Source organism: Paracoccus sp. pheM1, from assembly GCF_018499825.1.
GTDB classification, from domain to species: Bacteria; Pseudomonadota; Alphaproteobacteria; order Rhodobacterales; family Rhodobacteraceae; genus Paracoccus; species Paracoccus versutus.
Map to the genome: position 1 here is coordinate 348,499 of NZ_JAGXCX010000003.1, position 19,062 is coordinate 367,560.

The 19,062-nt window shown below is 70.9% G+C and carries 15 protein-coding genes; 4 read left to right on the forward strand and 11 right to left on the reverse strand.

Translation table 11 applies throughout. The annotated features are described in order from the left end of the window. Positions 1–41 precede the first annotated feature (41 nt). The 7 genes from KF941_RS24440 to KF941_RS24470 form a co-directional block, all read right to left on the reverse strand. Entirely contained in the window at positions 42–899 is an 858-nt protein-coding gene (locus KF941_RS24440) for a hypothetical protein (RefSeq protein ID WP_214274840.1), read from the reverse strand. An 88-nt stretch (positions 900–987) separates the two neighbouring features. Continuing rightward, positions 988–2,694, reverse strand: coding sequence for an ABC transporter permease subunit (locus KF941_RS24445; RefSeq protein WP_214274841.1), 1,707 nt, complete (start codon positions 2,692–2,694; stop codon positions 988–990). Continuing rightward, positions 2,684–3,667, reverse strand: a complete 984-nt coding sequence (locus tag KF941_RS24450; protein WP_072461333.1) for an ABC transporter substrate-binding protein — start codon at positions 3,665–3,667, stop codon at positions 2,684–2,686. The genes KF941_RS24445 and KF941_RS24450 overlap by 11 nt, the downstream gene beginning before the upstream one ends. Positions 3,668–3,715: 48 nt before the next feature. Beyond that, entirely contained in the window at positions 3,716–4,264 is a 549-nt protein-coding gene (locus KF941_RS24455; RefSeq protein WP_214274842.1) for a histidine phosphatase family protein, read from the reverse strand. Then, a complete protein-coding gene (locus tag KF941_RS24460) occupies positions 4,261–5,328 on the reverse strand; it encodes an MBL fold metallo-hydrolase (protein ID WP_214274843.1) in 1,068 nt (355 codons plus the stop codon). The genes KF941_RS24455 and KF941_RS24460 overlap by 4 nt, the downstream gene beginning before the upstream one ends. Next, positions 5,325–6,434, reverse strand: a complete 1,110-nt coding sequence (locus KF941_RS24465) for an ABC transporter ATP-binding protein (protein WP_214274844.1) — start codon at positions 6,432–6,434, stop codon at positions 5,325–5,327. The genes KF941_RS24460 and KF941_RS24465 overlap by 4 nt, the downstream gene beginning before the upstream one ends. A 99-nt stretch (positions 6,435–6,533) precedes the next feature. Continuing rightward, entirely contained in the window at positions 6,534–7,802 is a 1,269-nt protein-coding gene (locus tag KF941_RS24470) for a DUF4010 domain-containing protein (protein WP_072461206.1), read from the reverse strand. A 201-nt stretch (positions 7,803–8,003) separates the two neighbouring features. On the opposite strand from KF941_RS24470, the gene KF941_RS24475 reads away from it, so the two are divergent. Beyond that, positions 8,004–9,503, forward strand: coding sequence for a phosphomannomutase (locus KF941_RS24475; RefSeq protein WP_214274845.1), 1,500 nt, complete (start codon positions 8,004–8,006; stop codon positions 9,501–9,503). A 15-nt stretch (positions 9,504–9,518) separates the two neighbouring features. Here KF941_RS24475 and ftsH read toward each other — a convergent pair whose 3' ends face one another. From ftsH to KF941_RS24490, 3 genes are all read right to left on the reverse strand, one after another. Next, positions 9,519–11,348 (reverse strand): ATP-dependent zinc metalloprotease FtsH, encoded by a 1,830-nt coding sequence (ftsH, locus tag KF941_RS24480; protein WP_214274846.1) that lies wholly within the window; start codon positions 11,346–11,348, stop codon positions 9,519–9,521. Positions 11,349–11,525: 177 nt separating this feature from the next. Next, on the reverse strand, positions 11,526–12,743 hold the full coding sequence (gene fahA, locus KF941_RS24485; protein ID WP_214274847.1) for a fumarylacetoacetase: 1,218 nt from the start codon (positions 12,741–12,743) through the stop codon (positions 11,526–11,528). Between the two features lie 67 nt (positions 12,744–12,810). Continuing rightward, positions 12,811–13,485, reverse strand: a complete 675-nt coding sequence (locus KF941_RS24490) for a TetR/AcrR family transcriptional regulator (protein WP_214274848.1) — start codon at positions 13,483–13,485, stop codon at positions 12,811–12,813. A gap of 81 nt (positions 13,486–13,566) precedes the next feature. On the opposite strand from KF941_RS24490, the gene KF941_RS24495 reads away from it, so the two are divergent. Further along, positions 13,567–14,022 (forward strand): cupin domain-containing protein, encoded by a 456-nt coding sequence (locus KF941_RS24495; protein WP_240540614.1) that lies wholly within the window; start codon positions 13,567–13,569, stop codon positions 14,020–14,022. Between the two features lie 10 nt (positions 14,023–14,032). Here the strand turns inward: KF941_RS24495 and KF941_RS24500 are convergent, their stop codons facing one another. Beyond that, on the reverse strand, positions 14,033–15,286 hold the full coding sequence (locus tag KF941_RS24500) for an NAD(P)/FAD-dependent oxidoreductase (protein WP_214274850.1): 1,254 nt from the start codon (positions 15,284–15,286) through the stop codon (positions 14,033–14,035). Between the two features lie 240 nt (positions 15,287–15,526). On the opposite strand from KF941_RS24500, the gene speB reads away from it, so the two are divergent. Next, positions 15,527–16,495 (forward strand): agmatinase, encoded by a 969-nt coding sequence (gene speB / locus KF941_RS24505; protein ID WP_214274851.1) that lies wholly within the window; start codon positions 15,527–15,529, stop codon positions 16,493–16,495. A gap of 320 nt (positions 16,496–16,815) precedes the next feature. Next, on the forward strand, positions 16,816–18,978 hold the full coding sequence (locus KF941_RS24510; RefSeq protein WP_214274852.1) for an esterase-like activity of phytase family protein: 2,163 nt from the start codon (positions 16,816–16,818) through the stop codon (positions 18,976–18,978). Positions 18,979–19,062 lie beyond the last annotated feature (84 nt).

Here is a 19,062-nt window from a genome sequence, read left to right on the forward strand (position 1 = left end):
ATGCGGGCCTGCGGGGCGGAAACGCCCCCGGCCGGCGGGGCCTATTCCATCTGCCGGGCGTAATCCGGGGATTTGAATGCATGTTGCAGCACATGCCGGGCAAAGACCGGCGATGACCACATGATCCTTATGTCGTCATGTTCCCTTGAATAGGCTTCCTCGGCAAGCCGGGTGTTTTCGCCCCTTATCCCGTCGATCCTTCCGGGCGGATGGCCTGCCGCCGCCAGGCACATCTGCCGGGCCATCCAGACCTCGCGCTCATGCTGTTCCGAGGCGAATTCGGTGGTGGACAGCGTCCTGACCGCATCTTCAAGGACGCCGGCATAATCGTCGGTGATGAAACTGTCTATCGTGCAGACATATTTCGCGCCGCCCGGATTGAATATCAGGGTCTCCGCGCCGGAAACGGACGGCGAAGACAATATTGCCTCCGCCGCCAGGATCGCGACCACGTTCAGCAGGGCCTGCCTCAGTTCCGATGAGGTAAAGGTGACGCTTGCCTTGATCTTCTTGTAAAGACTGCCTTCCTCGCTCTCCAAAAGCGCGAAGCCGACATGGACATCCGCGTTCAGGACGCGGATATGCCGCGTGAAGTTGCCTTCCTGATACGAAAATCCGAGCCTTCTCATATAGTCCCGCTGCGTGGACAGGAGATCATCGAAACTCAGCAGCCGAAAGCGGACGAAGGACGCGATTGTCGGTTTTTCGCCCGTCTCGCCAAGCGCCCAAAGCAGGCGCATGAGGGCTTCGAAGACCAATGCCCTTTGCGCGCTGGTCGCCATCATGTCGAGCTGCTGGACCGAGGCGAGCGCGCCATGCGGAACCGCATTCGTCGGCAGGACCAGGCCCGATATTGCCGCCTCGACCATCACGGCGGTATCGGTAAACTCGTCGATCATGACCATATCCGGCACCCCAACCTGTCGACCCTTTCCCGAGCAAACAGCATAAGCCGCTGCCGCTCAAGGTTTTTCCCCGGATGGATCGTCAGCCGCGCCAGGGCAGCGTGCCGCGCGGCAGGTGCGGCGCCAGCCGGTCCAGCGCCAGCGCCATCCCCAGAACCAGCGCCACCGACACCGCCGAGACCGCGGCCGCGGCGGTCGAGTTGCCTTCGTATTGCAGGGCAAAGACCATGACGCCGATGGTCTCGTTGCCGCTGGACCAGAGCAGCGCCGAAAGCGTCAGCTCGTTCAGCGCCGTCATCACCGCCAGCATCGCCCCGGCCGAAAGCGCGGGCAGGACGGCGGGGGCCAGGATCGCCGCCATCCGCCGGACCGGGCCGGCACCGAACAGCCGCGCCGCCTCGTCCTGCGCCGGCTCGATCGCCGCCGCCGCTGCCAGGACCGGGCGCAGGATCAGGGGCAGGAACCGCGCCAGATAGGCCACGAGCAGGATCGCCCCGGTGCCGTAAAGCGACCCGATCAGGGGCAGCGGGCGCAGGAAGGTCAGGATCATCGCCAGCGCGACCACCGTGCCCGGCACCACCCAAGGCCCGTCGGCCAGCCAGTCCAGCGCGCGGACCAGCGGGTTTCCCGCCATGACCCGCAGGAAGGCAAAGGGCAGCGCCACCAGCGCGCAAAGCACCGCCGCCGCCACCGACAGCTGAAGCGAATTGGCAAAGGCCCGCACGATGGTCGGATTGGCGAAGGCATCGGCGAAATTGCGCAGGGTCAGGGTGGACGGCCGCAGTTCGACCCCCAGGGCGGGCGACAGCGCCGTCGCCAGCAGGGCCAGCATCGGCAGGACCGCGATCACCGCAAGGACCGCCCAGACCGCCGCCTCGATCCAGGGCCGGGCGCGGCCTGGGTCGAGGGGCTGCATCGCCGCGCCGCTTCCCGTCGGCACCGCCAGCCGCGCCAGCACCAGCGCGCGCAGCGCCAGCGCGGCCAGCGCCAGCGCGACCAGGATCATCGCCAGCACCGCCACCTGCCCCGCGACCGAGGGGCCAAAGCCGTTCAGCCGCTGGTAGATCAGCGTCGTCAGCATCGGGAAGCGTCCCGGAATGCCCAGCAGCGCGGGCACGCCGAAATTCCCCACCGCCGCGGCAAAGGCCAGGATCGCCCCGGCCAGCGCCGCGGGCAGCGCCAGCGGCAGCAGGATGCAGGCGACGATCCGCGCCCGGCCGGCGCCCGCGACCCGCGCCGCCTCGACCAGGTCGGCCGGCAGGCCGGTCAGCGCCGCGCGCATGGCGATGAAGACCAGCGGCATATGCTCGATCCCCATCAGGAAGGCGATGCCCCAGCCGGAATAAAGCGGATTGGTCGTCCCCGGCGGCGGCGCAAGGCCAAGCGGGCGCAGGATGGGCGAGCTGTTGCCCGACATCTCGATCCAGGCCAGCGCCAGGGTCTGCGACGGGATCAGCAGGGGCGTGAGGATCAGGAAGCTCATCGCCACCCGCCCGCGCAGCGCGAAAAGCCCGGTCGCCAGCGCCAGCGCCGCGCCAAGGACCAGCGACACCGCCACCGACCCGGCCGAGGCCATGAGCGTGTTGACCAGCGCCCGCCGCGTCGCACGCGCCGACAGAACCTCGGCCATCAGGCCGAAGGCGCGGCCGTCCTCGCCCGCAGCGAAGGCCTCGACGAAAAGCCGGGCCAGGGGCCAGACCGACAGGCCCCCCACCCAGATGAGGACAAGGACGGCGAGCAGGTGCTCGCCGCCCCGCAGGTTCCGCGACAGGACCGGATCAGCCGCCATAGATCTCGGCGAAGGCTTCCTTGTTGGCCTTGTCCTCGGCCAGCATCCGGGCCGCGTCGGCGGGCAGGATCTTCAGCCCGGCCGGGTCGGGATAGCCCTCGGGCTGGGCCACGCCTTCCAGGATCGGGAAATAGCCCTGGGCGACCGACTGTTCCTGCGCGGCCCTGGAGAGCTGCCAGTCGACAAAGACCTTGGCCGCCTCGACCGCGTCGCTGTCCTTCAGGATGGCGACGGGCTGGGTCACGATGGACACGCCCTCGGCCGGGAAGACGAAATCGACGGGCGAGCCCTTGGCCTTGGCGTTCAGCGCCATGTATTCGATGATGATGCCATAGGCCTTTTCGCCCCGCGCCACCGCCTCGACCACGGTGCCGTTGCCCTGGCCCGCGACCGCACCGTTCTTGGCCAGCGTCTCGTAATAGTCCCAGCCGAATTCCGGCTGCTGGGCCATGGTGCCGACATGGATCACCGCCGCGCCGGAATAGAGCGGGCTGGGCATGATCAGGCTGTTCGCCACCTCGGGCCGGGCCAGGTCGGCCCAGGATTGCGGCGGCTCGGCCACCATGGCGGTGTTGTAGATGATGCCGGTGGTGATCATCTTGGTGCCGAAGAAGGTCTTGTCGGGGTCGACCAGCGCCTCGGGGATGCCGGCGACCGGCGCCTCGGCATAGGCCAGCAGGCGGCCGTCGTTCTTGAGCTGCGTCATCGCCACCGCATCGGCGATCAGCATCACGTCGGCCGGGGTCTGGCCGGCGGCGAACTCGGCCGCGAGCTTGGCCATCAGCTCGGTCGTGCCCGAGCGGAACACCTCGACCTTGATCTGGGGGTGGTCCTTGTTGAACGCCTCGACCACGGCGGCCATCTGGTCCTGCGGCTGCGAGGTGTAGACGGTGATCGTCTGCGCATCCTGCGCGACGGCCGCTTGCGCCAGCAGGGCGCCGGCCAGCAGGGGAAGAAGGCGAAGGGGTTTCATCTTGTCCTCGTCGGTTTTGCCGTTTCGCAAGGGTGCTAGCGGCGAAAGTCAAAGCGCAGATGACAGTTTCGTGCAGATCCAGCGACAATCGCGGTCCTGCCGCCATTCCACCGCCTCGGCATTGCCGAGCCGTCGGAAGGGGGCGTCGGTCAGGGCCGCGTGGATTTCGCGCGCCGTGCCGGAATGGGCGACGATCAGCACCGGCAGGGGCGGGACGATGCGGGCCAGCGCGCAGCGGATGCGGGCGCGGAACGCCTGCGGCCCCTCGCCGCCGGGCGGGGTGGCGTCGCGGATCAGGATCGCGCGGTCCCGCCCCTCCCACGCGCCCCAGTTGCGCTCGGCCAGGCCCGGCAGCGGCACCAAGGGCGCGCCGGTGACGCGGGCGACCGCCGCCGCGGTCTGCGCGGCACGGGCCAGCGGCGAATGCCAGATCGCGGCCAGCGGGCGGCCCGCCAGCAGCCGCGCCGCCGCCTCGGCCTGCCCAAGCCCGGTCGGGTCCAGCGGGTCGTCGGTCGCGCCGCCGATCCGGTTCGCGGCATTGGCCGCGGTCCGGCCGTGGCGCAGGAACAGGAAGGGCTGCGACAGAAGCGGGATCACCAGGCGACCTCGGCGGTCGCGACCAGCGGGCGGTCCAGCGCCGCGGCCAGCCGCCCGGCCGCATCAGCCGCGCAGAAGGCGGGCATCGCCTGCGCCGGGCGCACGGCCTCGAACAGGGCGCGGGTGCCGGCAAGCGTCGGATGCACGTTCCAGCGGCGAAACAGCGCCCGCCCCTCGGCCACCCAGCCCTGCGCCGGGGTGCCCTGCGCCAGGTGACCGGTAAAGACGACGCGGCCGATGCGCTCGCCGATCATGCGCCGCGCCAGCATGGCCGCGCTGTCGCGCTCGGCATTGGGTCCGGCCACGATCATGGTGCCGCGGAGGGGGCCGTCGGGCACCAGATCGGCCGCCTCGGCCAGCAGCCGCGCCAGCGCCTCGGCCCCGCCCGGCACCAGCCAGCGCGGCCGGGCCAGCATGGCCTCGGCCACGGCCCGGTGCGCGGCGCAGATCGAGACCCGGTGCCCGGCGGCCAGGAAGGCCAGCGCCATCTCCAGCCCGCGCCCGCCGGCCGGGGCGGGCAGCAGCAGCGGCCTGTCCGCCAGTTCCAGCAGCCCCGTCGCCTGTTCGGCCAGCGGCTGATCCGCCGCGCCATAGGAGGCGTCGAAGACCATCGCCCGCGCCTGGGGCGGCATGGTGCAGCGATAAAGCCCGCCCTCGGCCGAAAGATCGCCGGTATAGACCAGCCCCTCGGCCCCGCCGATGCGCATCCAGCAGGCCCCCGGCGCATGGCCGGCGGGACCGCAGTCGAAGGGCAGGCCGAGATCCGCAAAGGCCTCAAGCCGCCGCGCCGCCTGCATCGCCGGATCGCGCGACAGGGCGATGGCGGGCTCGGGCGCGAACAGGGGCGGATCGCCCAGCCCTGCCGCCAGATGCAGCCCGCCGGTATGGTCGGCATGGCCGTGCGAGAACAGGATCGCATCCACCCGGCCCACCCCGGACAGGTCCGGCAGGGCATCGCCATCGGGGCCGCGGCCCAGGTCCAGCATCAGCCGCCGCCCGGCGATCTCCAGCAGGAAACAGGCCGGCCCCTTGACCCCCAGCCCGGAAAGCGCCCTCAGCCTCATGCGTCGGCCCCCGCCCCGGCCAGCAGGCGGTGCTGGAGCGGCGTCTCGGCCCGCAATGCCTCGCGCGGCAGGATCCAGCCGCCGGTCAGCGACAATTCGACCGTCTCGCCGGGATGCGGCGGCCGCGGCAGGGTGAAATCGACGGTCCCGCCGTCCTCGACATGCTCCAGCGCCGCGGTGACCAGATGGCCGCCGCCCTGGAAACGGTGGTCCAGCACCCGCGCGCGCAGGCCCCCGCCCGCCGTCGCGGCAAGGTCGCGCGGCCGCAGGCACAGCCAGCCCGGCCCCGGCGGCGCATCGCCCGGCACCGCCACCACCCGGCCCTGCACGGCGATGCGGCACAGCCCCCCGGACCGGCCGAGCACCTGCACCGGCACCGTCCGGCCGCGCCCGACGAAGCGCGCCACCATCGGCGTCGCCGGGCGGCGATAAAGATCGGCCGGGCTCGCCAGCTGCTCCAGCCGGCCAGCATTCATCACGCCCACCAGCCCGGCCACGGCCATCGCCTCGTCCTGGTCATGGGTGACGAAGACGAAGGTGGTGCGCAGGGCGGCATGGATGCGGCGGAACTCGGCCAGCATCGTCTCGCGCAGATGCGCGTCGAGATTGGCCAGCGGCTCGTCCAGCAGGATCAGGCCCGGCCGCACCGCCAGGCTGCGCGCCAGCGCCACCCGCTGCCGCTGGCCGCCCGACAGCTGGTGCGGGCGCCGGTCGGCCATGCCGGACAGGCCGACCATCTCCAGCGCCTCGCCGATGCGCGCCCGTTCCTCGGCGCGGGACAGGCCTTGGATACGCAGGCCGAAGCGGATGTTGCCGGCGACGGTCATGTGCGGCCAAAGCGCATAGGACTGGAACACCATGCCCAGCCCGCGCGCCTCGGGCGCAACGAACCGCCCCGGTCCGGCCACCAGCCGCCCGCCCAGGGCGATGCGGCCCGCGTCCGGCCGCTCGAGCCCGGCGATCAGCCGCAAAAGCGTGGTCTTGCCGCAGCCGGAGGGCCCCAGCAGCGCCAGGAACGCCCCCGGCAGCACCGCCAGCGAAACCCCGTCCACGGCGCGCGTCGCGCCGAAGGCCCGGACCACCGCCTCCATCTCGATCGCAGCCATGCCTTTTTCCCTTTCTGCGCGGCGGGTCTAGCGGCAGCGTGCAAAGCTTTCGTGACGGCGGAACGCGGCGATGGGGCGGGGGTGGGGGCGGGGGCGGCGTCACAGGCCGGCCAGCACCGGCTGCGCCCGGAAGGCGGCGAAACCGGCGGCCAGGGCCAGCAGGCTGGCGCCCGCGACGATCAGGCCGATGCGCCGGCCGCCGACCAGCCCCGCCATCGCCGCCTTGGACAGGGTATTCACCGCCACCGCGACCAGGATCGCCTGCGCGGCGACGGGGGTGGCCAGGTCGCCGCCGCCCAGCCGCGCCATCGAGATCGACACCGCATCCACGTCGCCGATGCCCGAGATCGCGGCGATGATCAGCACGCCGACATCGCCATAGTGCCGGCGCAGGATCTCGGCCGCCAGCAGCACGAGGGCGATGAAGGCGGCGATCTTCAGCGCCGTGCCCACCGCCAGCGGGTTGCTGATCGGCAGCGCCGGCCCGGCCTGCGCCGGCCGCCGCCACAGCAAAAGCGCCGCCGCCAGGGCCATCGCCGCCGCCCCCGCCGCCAGCGGCGGGGCCAGATGCGCCAGCAGCGCCCGGTTCAGCCCGACCGTCACCACGCCGACGCGAACCAGCATCACGACGCCGGAGATGAGGATGCCGGCGGCCAGCAGCCGGCCGGCGCCGGGCTGGGCCTTGCCCAGCCGGGCAAAGGCCAGCGTCGTCGCGGTGGATGAGGCAAGCCCCCCGGCCGCCGCCATCACCACGATCCCCAGCCGGTCGCCGAAGGCCCGGACAGCCAAATAGCCGGCAAAGGAAATCCCCGCGATCAGGATCGCCAGCAGCCAGATCTCGCGCAGGTTGACCGCGCCCCAGGGATCGACGCTGCGGTCGGGGATGACCGGCAGCAGCAGGAAGGACATCGCCGCCAGCGTCAGGATCGCGCGGATCTCGGCCCAGCTCAGCGCCGCGACCCAGCGGTGCAGATGCTCGCGCGCCGCCAGGAGCAGCGTCATCGCCACGGCGGCGGCGACCGCGGGGACCAGCGGCCCGGTGACGGCCAGCGCGCCCAGCAGGAAGACCAGCATCCCCGCCACCGCCGAGGTGGCGCTGACATTCCGGTCCAGCCGCGATTCCAGCCATTGGAAGGCGGCAAAGACCAGCGCGAAGCCGCAGAACACGATGCCGATCACCAAGCCGCCGAAATCCAGCGCCAGCACGCCGGTGGCGCCGCCGGTCAGCCCGGCCAGCGCAAAGGTCCGCAGGCCGGCGGCGCGCTGATGCTCGCGCTCGTCGCGGGTGCGCCAGCCGCGTTCGAGCCCGACCAGCAGGCCGATGGCCAGCGACACGGCAAGGCGGCTGAGGATCTGGTCCGGGTGCATCGCCGCATTCTGCCACCGCTTTCAGCGGCTTGCCAGCGCCGCAAGCGGCGGCGCATTGGCCCCTTGGCCAGCCATGGCGCATCCCGGCGCCGGATCTGGAGTATTTGGAGAACGGTGAAGGCGCAAGACCCGGCACGGCGGCTCTGGACGAACCGCCCGGCTCGCCTGCATGATCGGCTTTCCAAAGAGCGAGCTTCGAGCATGACCGAGACAGGCCCCTTCACCGTCCGCGCCTTGATGGCGCAAAGCGGCGTCGCCTTCGGCACCAGCGGCGCGCGCGGATTGGCCAGCGCGCTGACCGACCGCGTGGCCCATGGCTGCGTCCTGGGCTTCCTGCAATACCTGCGCGAGATCGGCGCGTTCGCCCCCGGAACCGAGGTGGCGCTGGCGGGCGACCTGCGCCCCTCGACCCCGCGCATCCTGCGGGCCTGCGCCCAGGCGATCCGCGACGCGGGCGGGCGGCCGCTGTTTTGCGGCCATGTGCCGACGCCGGCGCTGGCGCATTACGCCTTTGGCCGGGCCATCCCCTCGCTGATGGTCACGGGCAGCCATATTCCCGACGACCGCAACGGCATCAAGTTCCACCGCCCCGCCGGCGAGATCCTGAAGCCCGACGAGGCCGGCATCGCCCGGCAGGTGCTGGCGCCGGACGCCGGGCGCTTCGGCGCCGACGGCATGCTGGCCGAGGCGGCGCCCCTGCCCGAGCCCGTGGACATCGAAGAGGGCTATCTGGCCCGCTATGTGGATTTCTTCGGCAGCGATGCGCTTTCCGGGCTGAGGCTGGGGCTTTACCAGCATTCCGCCGTCGGCCGCGACCTTATCGCCCGCATCCTGCGCGCGCTGGGGGCCGAGGTTCTGCCGCTGGGCCGCTCGGATCGTTTCATCCCCGTGGATACCGAGGCGCTGCGGCCCGAGGACGTCGCCCTGGCGCGGGACTGGGCGGCGCGGCACCGGCTGGACGCCATCGTCTCGACCGACGGCGATTCCGACCGCCCGCTTCTGGCCGATCATCGCGGCGAATGGCTGCGCGGCGACCTGCTGGGCCTGATCTGCGCCCGCGAACTGGGCGCCGAATGCGTCGTCACCCCGGTCAGCAGCAATACCGCGCTGGAGCTGAGCGGCGCATTCGCCCGCACCATCCGCACCCGCATCGGCTCGCCCCATGTCATCGCCGCGATGGACGAGGCGGCGTGCGAGACCCTGGGCCCCGTCTGCGGCTACGAGGCGAACGGCGGCTTCCTGCTGGGCAGCGAGATCGCGCGGGACGGGCGCCGGCTGGCGGCGCTGCCGACGCGCGACGCGGTGCTGCCGGTGGTCGCGGTGCTGGCGGCGGCCAGGGCGCGGCCGCTGGCCGAGCTTTGCGCCGGCCTGCCGCGGCGCGTGACCTTCAGCGACCGGCTGCAGGATTTCCCGACCCAGGATTCCCAGGCGATCCTGGCCTGGCTGACCGCGGGCAGCGAGGCGGACAGCCGCGCCCGGATCGAGGCGCAATTCGGCCCGCTGGCCGGCGGGCTGCGGCGGATCGACCAGACCGACGGGCTGCGCATGACCTTCGCGGACGGCGCGATCATCCACCTGCGCCCGTCCGGCAACGCCCCGGAGCTGCGGCTTTACACCGAGGCCGAGACCGACGAGGCCGCCCGGACGCTGAATGCCGCGGCCCTGGCGCGGGTGCGCGGGATGGCGGCCCTGCTGGCCTGACCGACCCGGCGGGGCTCAGGTGGCCGCGGCCGCCGGCCGCACCCTTGCCCCAAAGGCGCGCAGCTCGGCATCCTCCAGCGTCTCGCGCTCCAGCAATTCGCGGGCGGATTGGTCCAGAAGGTCGCGATTGGCCTCGAGCAGCGCCACGGTGCGGGCAAAGATCCTGTCGGTGATCTGCTTCACCGCCGCGTCGATCCGCTGCGCCGTGGCCTCGGAATAGCGCCGGCTCAGCCACGAGCCCTGCTCGTTCGTGCCCAGAAAGCCGGGGCGGTCGCTGTCATAGCTGACATGGCCCAGCTCGTCGTCCATGCCGTAGCGCGTGACCATGGCGCGGGCGATGTCGGTCGCCTTGACCAGATCGTCGGCCGCGCCGGTCGAGAGATGGCCGAAGACCACGCTTTCCGCCGCCCGCCCGCCCAGGAGGACGGCGATCTTGTCCTCCAGCTCGGCGCGGGTCATCAGGAAGCGGTCCTCGGTCGGGCGCTGGATGGTATAGCCGAGCGCGCCGATGCCGCGCGGGATGATCGAGACCTTGTGGACCACGTCGACGCCGGGCAGCGCCATGGCGACCAGCGCATGGCCCATCTCGTGGCAGGCGACGATCTCGCGCTCGCGCGGGTTCAGCAGGCGGTTGCGCTTTTCCAGCCCGGCGACGATGCGCTCGACCGCATGGTTGAAATCGGCCATGGCCACGGAATCGGCGCTGCGCCGGGTGGCCAGCAGCGCCGCCTCGTTCACCAGGTTGGCCAGGTCGGCGCCGGAAAAGCCCGGCGTCAGCGCCGCCACCTGCCCGACCTCGACATCCGGGGCCAGCCGCACCTTTTTCATATGCACCTTGAGGATGTCGATGCGGCCCTTGCGGTCGGGCTTGTCCACCAGCACCTGCCGGTCGAAGCGGCCGGCGCGCAGCAGCGCGGGGTCGAGGATCTCGGGCCGGTTGGTCGCGGCCAGCAGCACGACACCGGACGAGGGGTCGAAGCCGTCCAGCTCGGACAGCAGCTGGTTCAGCGTCTGCTCGCGCTCGTCGTTGCCGCCGGTGAACTGGCCCGAGTTGCGGGCGCGGCCAAGCGCGTCGAGTTCGTCGATGAAGATGATCGCAGGGGCGCTCTTGCGGGCCTGCTCGAACAGGTCGCGCACCCGCGCGGCGCCCACGCCCACGAACAGCTCGACGAATTCCGAGCCCGAGATCGACAGGAAGGTCACGCCCGCCTCGCCCGCCACGGCCCGCGCCAGAAGCGTCTTGCCGGTGCCGGGCGGGCCGACCAGCAGCACCCCCTTAGGCACCCGCGCGCCCAGGCGGCCATAGCCCTCGGGGTCGCGCAGGAAGGCGATGATCTCCTCCAGCTCGGCCTTGGCCTCGTCCACGCCGGCGACATCGGCAAAGGTCACGCCGGTCTCTTTCTCCATATAGACCTTGGCCCGGCTCTTGCCGACCTGCATGAAGCCGCCCAGGCCCTGGCGCTCGGCGAACTTGCGAAACACGAACATCCACAGCGCCAGGAACAGCACCACCGGCACCACCCAGGACAGCAGCGCGCCGAGCCAGGTGTTCTGCGGCACGCCGCTGATCTCGACCCCGGCCTGGTCGATGCGCTCCAGGACGGCCGGATCGACCAGGGTGGTGACGAACTGGTTGCGGCCATCGACCGGGCTGTTGAAATTGCCGGTGATGCGGTCACCGCCCACCGCCACCGAGGAGATGCGGCCCTGCTCCAGGTAATCCTCGAACTGGCTGTAGCTGATCGGCGCGACGTCGCGCGCGCCCGACAGCAGATCCTGGAGCAGGATCACGGCCAGGAAAGCCAGGATCCAATACCAGATGTGGAACTCGGTCCTCTTCTCCATGTCTTCTCCCTGCCGGCGGCCGGATGGGCGCCTGATCGGTAAGCCCGCGCCTGGCCGATGTTGCCCGACCGCGCGGCGCCGATCAACGGGGCGGGCGGGTTTCGGCCGCGCACCGATGCCGCAGCATGGCCGGCGGCACGGCATCCGCCGCCGCCGGGGCCGCGTTCAGGACCGCGTTCATGGCCGGGCCGGCAGGATGCGGCCGGTGCAGGGGCCGAAGCCGATGCGATAGCCCGCGCCCTGCGCATGGGCGAAAAGCCCGATCTCGTCGCCATCCTCGATGAAGCGGCGCGGCGCGCCATTGACCGTCACCGGCACCTGGCCGCCCTCGGTCATTTCCAGCAGCGCGCCGGCCTGGTCGCGGCCCGGCCCCGAGATCGTGCCCGAGCCCAGCAGGTCGCCGACCCGCATCGGGCAGCCGGAACTGGCGTGATGCGCCAGTTGCTGCGCGCTGGAGTAATACATGACGTTGTAATTCGTCCGCGCCATGACCTGCCCGTTCATGGTCCAGCCGATCTCCAGGTCGTAAAGCCCCGGCCGCTTTTCCTGCAGATAGGGCAGCAGCGGGTTCTCCCGCGGCGCGCCGGCGCAGCGGAACGGCTCCAGCGCCGCCTGCGGCACGATCCAGGCGCCGATGGTGGTGCCAAGCGCCTTGGACTGGAACGGGCCCAGCGGCTGGTATTCCCAGGCCTGGATGTCGCGCGCCGACCAGTCGTTGAGCAGCACATAGCCGAAGATCATCCGCTCGGCATCCTCGACGCCGATCCGCTGGCCCATCTCGCTGTCCGCGCCGACGATGGCGCCCAGCTCAAGCTCCAGGTCCAGCCGGCGGCAGGGCGTCCATTCGGGACCGTTCTCGCCCCGAACCTGGCCCATCGGCCGCCGGATCGGCGTGCCCGAGACCACGACCGAGGACGCCCGGCCGTTATAGCCGATGGGCATATGCGTCCATTGCGGCGGCAGGGCGTTCTGGGGTCCGCGGAACAGCGCGCCGACGTTGAAGGCATGGTGGCGCGAGGCGTAGAAATCGCTGAACTCGGAGACCCGGATCGGCAGGTGCATCTGCGCATCAGACATGGCGACCAGCGGCAGGTCGCCCTCGGCCCCCTCGGCCAGCAGCGCGGTCAGCCGGGCGCGCACCGCGTCCCATTGCCCCCGCCCCAAGGCCATGAACGCGTTCAGCCGCGGTTGCGAGAACGTGCCGCCCGCATCCAGCAGCCCGCGCGCCTCGCATGCGGCCAGGTCCAGGATCATGTCGCCGATGGCCACGCCGCAGCGCGGCGCGCTGCCCTGGGTGGAAAACACGCCGTAGGGCAGGTTCTGGATGGGAAAATCGCATCCCGCGCCATTCGCCGCCGCCACCCGGCTGCGCAACGGCCTGTCCGCCGCCGGCATTCTCCGCCTCCTGCCGTCCCGGCCGTCTTCGCCCCCGGTCCCGGCGGCACGGCCTGCATCATTGCTATCAGCTTTCGGCCCGGTCGCAACCGGCTTCAGCGCGGCCGCCCTGGGGATCGTCGCGGCCCATCCCGTCGCGCCCCGTCCGGGCCGGCCCGAGATAGCGGTCCAGGATCGCATCCGCGATCTCGGCCACCGTGGCGCGCGCGGCGGCGGGATCGGCGCCGACGATGTCGTAAAGCGCGATCATCGCCTCGGTGCCGGTCGCCGTCGACAGCGCGCGGACCAGCGCCTGCCGCCGCGCCGCCGCCAGCCCGCCGCCATCCTCCTGCAAGGCCCGTTCATACAGCGCCACGCGGCGGGCGCCGCGCATCTGCGGCCGCGCCGCATCCTCGGGCGACCATGCGGCCAGCGTCATGGCGACGAATTGCCGGAACCGCGCCTCGTGGCTGGTCGAGAGGTCGAAGATATACAGGCTGATCGCCCTGAGCCTCTGGCGCAGGTCGGCCGCGCCGGCCACGATTTCCTCATAGGGCTTTACCGCGATGTCCAGCCCCGCCTCGGCCACCAGCATCGCGGGGTCGGAAAAATAGCGATAGGCCGTCGCCCTGGATATGCCGTGAAGCCCGGCGGCGGCCGCCACCGTCACCGGCTTGCCCTGGCGCATCAGTTCCCGCGCCCCTTCGAGGATCGCGCGCCGCGTGCGCTGCTTTTGTGCCGTCCGGCCCTTGCCTGCCTGCATGGCTTATCCTTCATGAGACTATTGTCTTATTACGGGATCAGAGAATCATCATGGCAGATGCGGCTCAACAGGACGGCTGCCATGACCAGCAGGCCCCGGAAATACAATGTTCTGAACATCTTCATGACCTTCCACGCCTTCCCGGACGAGGTGCAGGACCGCTATTGCCTTGTCGAATGCGTGGTTCCGGTCGGCGCCGGCGCGCCGCCCAACCATCATGCCGGCGAGACCGAGGCCTTCTTCGTCCTCGAGGGGCAGGTGGGCTTCATGATCGACGGGCAGGAGCGGCTGGCCAGGCCCGGCGATTTCGTCCCGATCCCGGACGGCGCCGTCCACGCCTTCAAGGCGGTGGGCGAGGCGCCGGCGCGGATGCTGATCCTGAACGCGCCGGGCCGGATGCACCAGCAGTTCTTCACCGGCATCGGCCAGGCGCTGCCCGAGGATTTCAACGGCCTGCCGACCCCGAACGAACCCGACATCCCCGCCGTCCTGGCCACCGCGGCCACGGCGGGCATGACGATCCTGCCCCTGACCTGAGGGGCCGCGCCTAGCGGTGCCCGGCCTCGCGCTGGGTGATCAGCCGGGCCGAGTTCTGCCGGGACAGGAACGCCCACAGCCAGCTCAGCGCCACGAACAGCCGCGAGCGGGTGCCGATCAGGAAATAGATATGGGCGATGCCCCAGACCCACCAGGCGAACCAGCCGGTCATCTTGAAGCGGCCGAACTCGATCACCGCCGCGTTGCGCCCGATGGTCGCCAGGTTGCCCATGTCGCGATAGCGGAAGGCACCCGGCGGCGGCTTGCCCGCAAGCCTTGCGCGGATGGTCCGGGCCGCGTGCTTGCCCTGCTGCTTGGCCGCCGGCGCGACACCCGGCACCGCGCGGCCGCCGGATTCGACATGCGCCGTATCGCCCAGGACGAAGATCGCGGGGTCGCCGGGCAGGGTCAGTTCGGGCGTCACCACGACGCGGCCGGCGCGGTCCGCCTCGGCCCCCAGCCAGTCATGGGCGCGCGAGGCCTGCACCCCCGCCGCCCAGATCACCGTGCGGGCCGGGATGAAGCGGCCGTCCAGCACGATCCCGCTGTCCGAGCATTCGGTGACGGGTGCGCCCGTCATCACCTCGACGCCGCGCCGCTTAAGCGCGCGCGTCGCATAGGCCGAGAGCCTGTCGCTGAAGGCGGGGAGGATGCGCGGTCCGGCCTCGATCAGCAGGATGCGGGCCTGCCGGGTGTCGATGCGGCGGAACTCGGCCGGCAGGATGCGATGCGCCAGCTCGGCGATGATGCCGACCAGCTCGACCCCGGTCGGGCCGGCGCCGATCACGGCAAAGGTCAGCAGCGCCTGCCGCTCGGCCGGATCCCCGGTCAGCTCGGCGCGCTCGAAGGCCAGCAGCAGGCGGCGGCGGATCGTGGTCGCGTCCTCCAGCGTCTTGAGCCCCGGCGCATCGGCTTCCCACTGGTCCTTGCCGAAATAGGCGTGGCGGGCGCCGGTGGCGACGACCAGCGTGTCATAGGGCACGCGCTCGCCATTCTTCAGGACGACCTCGCGTGCGGCCCGGTCGATGCCTTCCACCGTGGCCAGCAGCGTGGTCACGTCCTTTCGCTCGCGCATCAGCGCGCGGATCGGCCAGGCGATGTCCGAGGTCGCCAGCAGCGTCGTCGCCACCTGGTAGAGCAGCGGCTGGAACAGGTGATGGTTGCGCCGGTCGATCAGGGTGATGGCGCAACCCGCGCCCTTCAGCCCCAGCACCACCTGCAGCCCGGCAAAGCCGGCACCAATGACGACGACCCGGTGTTTCATGGGCATGACTCCGCTGCCAAGGACGCGCGGCCGCGATCCCGGCCTGGGATCGTCGGGTCGCGTGGGCGCAAACGGGCAAGGGCCGTTTCGAAGCACCTGCCGACCCAAGGTCGCAGGGCCCCAGGTTGCACCAGCCTTGACGCGGGGGGCAAGGGCCTTCCGGCAGCGATCCGGTTTGCCAAACCCCGCCGGCCCGCCGCATCATGCGCCCGACCCCGCCATCCAACCATCGGAGCCACCATGCCCAAACCCCTGCACGAACCCGTCGACGCCGCCCTGATCCCGCGCTTTGCCGGGCATGCGACCTTCATGCGCCTGCCGGCCGTCGCCAGCGCCGAGGGGCTCGACGTCGCGCTGCTGGGCATTCCCTGGGACGGCGGCACCACCAACCGCGCCGGCGCCCGCCACGGCCCGCGCGAGGTGCGCAACCAGTCCAGCCTGATCCGCCGCGTCCATCCCGTGACCGGCATCGCCCCCTATGAGCGGCTGGCCGTGGCCGATGTGGGCGACCTGGCGGTCCAGCCCATCGACCCCGCCGCAGCGCTGCGCCAGATCGAAGAGGGCATCGCCCGGATCTGCGCCCAGGGCGCCCTGCCGCTGAGCGTCGGCGGCGACCACCTGACCACGCTGCCGGTGCTGCGCGCGATCCGCAAGGCCGACCCCGCCCGCGGCCCCCTGGGGCTGGTGCAGTTCGACGCCCATTCCGATACCGCCGACCGCTATTTCGGCGACAACCCCTATACCCACGGCACGCCCTTTCGCCGCGCCATAGAAGAGGGCGTGCTGGACCCCCGGCGCATGGTGCAGATCGGCATCCGCGGCTCGGTCTATGCCCCCGACGAACATCAATGGGCCAAGGACCAGGGCGTGCGCATCATCACCATCGAGGAATTCGCCCGCCGCGGCCCGGACGCGGTGATGGCCGAGGTCCGCACCCTGATGGGGGATGCGCCGGCCTATGTCACCTTCGACATCGACGGCATCGACCCCTCGATGGCGCCGGGCACCGGCACGCCCGAGATCGGCGGCTTCACCACGCGCGAGGCGCAGGCGATGCTGCGCGGCCTGGCCGGGCTGCATATCGTCGGCGCCGACGTGGTCGAGGTCTCGCCGCCCTTCGACATCGGCGGCATCACCGCGCTGACCGGCGCGACGGTGCTGTTCGAACTGCTTTGCGTGCTGGCAGAAAACCGGGCCGAGGCCGGCTGAACGCCGGCGCGGCGATTTTCTGGCGCGATTGTGCGCCGGCGCACACACGGCCGGCCCGACGATGATGCCACGGCACAGTTCGACGTCAACGAAGCCCCTGTTACCCCTTTTTCCTGCATCACCGGCGTTTCCAAACCATTCGACCCCGGCCCAGGGCCAGCCCCGCTCCGACCCCGGAGCGGGGCTTTTCCCTGTTCGGGCGGCCGCCTCGCGCATCCGCGCGGCAAATGCCCGGAATGACATGAAACTGTCCGCCATCCGTAACCGGACCGTTGCATGCCGGTCCTAGCGTCCGCGCGATCCGCATCTCAGGAGTTGCCATGACCGCCCGCCTGCTTTCCGCCGCCTCGATGCTTGCGCTTCTTGCCGGCCCCGCGCTTTCCGACAGCTTCAACCGCATCGCCTCGTTCCCGGTCGTCGCCAACATGGCCGGGGACGAGGACAGGGGGCGCCCTTCCTCGGCCGAGATCATCTCGGCCTCGCCCGACGGGATGACGCTGATCTATACCGACAGCCCGCTGGGCGTGGTCGGGCTGATCGACATCAGCGACCCCAAGGCGCCGAAGCCGCTGGGCAATGTCGCGCTGAATGGCGAGCCGACGACCGCCCATATCATCGGCACGCGGGCCTTCGTCGGCGTGAACACCTCGGAAAACCATGCCAACCCCTCGGGGCGGCTGGCCGTGATCGACCTGCAAGGCGCGGCCGAGGTCGCCTCCTGCGACCTGGGCGGCCAGCCGGATTCGGTGGCGGTGGCGCCGGACGGCAGCTTCCTGGCCGTGGCGATCGAGAACGAGCGCGACGAGGACGCGGGCGACGGCGGCCTGCCGCAGATGCCCGCCGGGTTCCTGGTCAGGCTGCCGGTCCGCGACGGCGCGCCCGATTGCGCGGCAATGCTGCGGATCGACCTGGCCGGCCTGGCCGAGATCGCCCCCGAAGACCCCGAACCCGAATTCGTGGACATCAACGAGGCGGGCGAGATCGTCGTCACGCTTCAGGAAAACAACCACATCGCCGTCATCGGCGCCGACGGCACGCTGGCCGCGCATTTCCCGGCCGGCGCGGTCGCGCTGGAGAATGTCGATACCAGGACCGACGGCCGGCTGGACTTTACCGGCAAGACCGGCCCGATCCCGCGCGAGCCCGACGGGGTGAAATGGATCGACGCCGACCATTTCGTCACCGCCAACGAAGGGGACTGGAAGGGCGGCTCGCGCGGCTTCACCATCTGGAACAAGGACGGCACGGTGGTTTACGAATCCGGCGCCACGCTGGAACATGCCATCGCCGAGATCGGCCACTACCCGGAAAAACGCTCGAAATCCAAGGGGGTGGAGATCGAAAGCGTCGAGTTCGCCCGCTTCGGCGAGACGCCCTATCTGTTCGTGCTGTCCGAACGCGCCTCGGTCGTGGCGGTCTATGACCTGACCGACCCCGCGGCGCCGAAGCTGATGCAGATCCTGCCCTCGGGCATCTCGCCCGAAGGCGCGGTCGCCATTCCCGCGCGCAACCTGTTCGTCACCGCCAACGAGGCCGACCTGGGCGAGGATGGCGCCGCACGGGCGCATGTGATGATCTTCGAGCGCGCGGATGCGGAACCGGCCTATCCGATGCTGACCTCGGCCGGGTCGGACGGGTTGATCGGCTGGGGTGCGCTTGGCGCGCTGGCCCCGGCCCCTGGGCGGGCGGACCGGCTGTTCGCCGCCTCGGACAGCGTCTATTCGGCCATGCCCTCGATCTACGAGATCGACACCGGCGCGAAACCGGCGCGGATCGTCGGGCAGACCATTGTCACCCGCGGCGGCGATCCGGCGCAGAAGCTCGACATCGAGGGGCTGACCTCGGATGGCGAGGGCGGCTTCTGGCTGGCGAACGAGGGGGATGCGGCCAAGCTGGTGCCCCATGCCATCCTGCATGTGAACGAGGCGGGCGAGATCACCAGGGAAATCGCCCTGCCCGCCGAACTGCTGGCGCACCAGACCCGCTTCGGCGCGGAAGGCATCGCCAAGCTGGGCAACGTGCTGTGGGTCGCGATGCAGCGGGAATGGGGCGACGATCCGCAGGGGCAGGTCAAGCTCCTGGCCTATGACCTCGACGCCGGGGAATGGGGCGCGGTGCGCTATCCGCTGGAACCGAAGGGCGAGGGCTGGATGGGCCTGTCGGAAATCGCGGTAAAGGGCGAGCATGCCTATGTCATCGAGCGCGACAACCTGATCGGCGACAAGGCGACGGTGAAGAAGATCTTCCGCGTGGCGCTGGCCGATTTGCAGCCGGCCCCGCTGGGCGGCGATCTGCCGGTCGTCGCCAAGGAAGAGGTGCGCGACCTGATCCCGGACCTGCGCGCGCTGACCAACGGCTATGTGGTGGACAAGGTCGAGGGGCTGGCCTTCGACGCACAAGGCGATGCCTGGGTCGTGACCGACAATGACGGCGTGGACGACAGTTCGGGCGAGACGCTGCTGTGGAACCTGGGGGCGCTGTAATCCCACGCGCGCCATCGGCAGGGCCGCCACCGGCCCTGCCCGCTAACAGGCTGCTGAAAAAGGATTTTGAGAGGGCGACGCAGC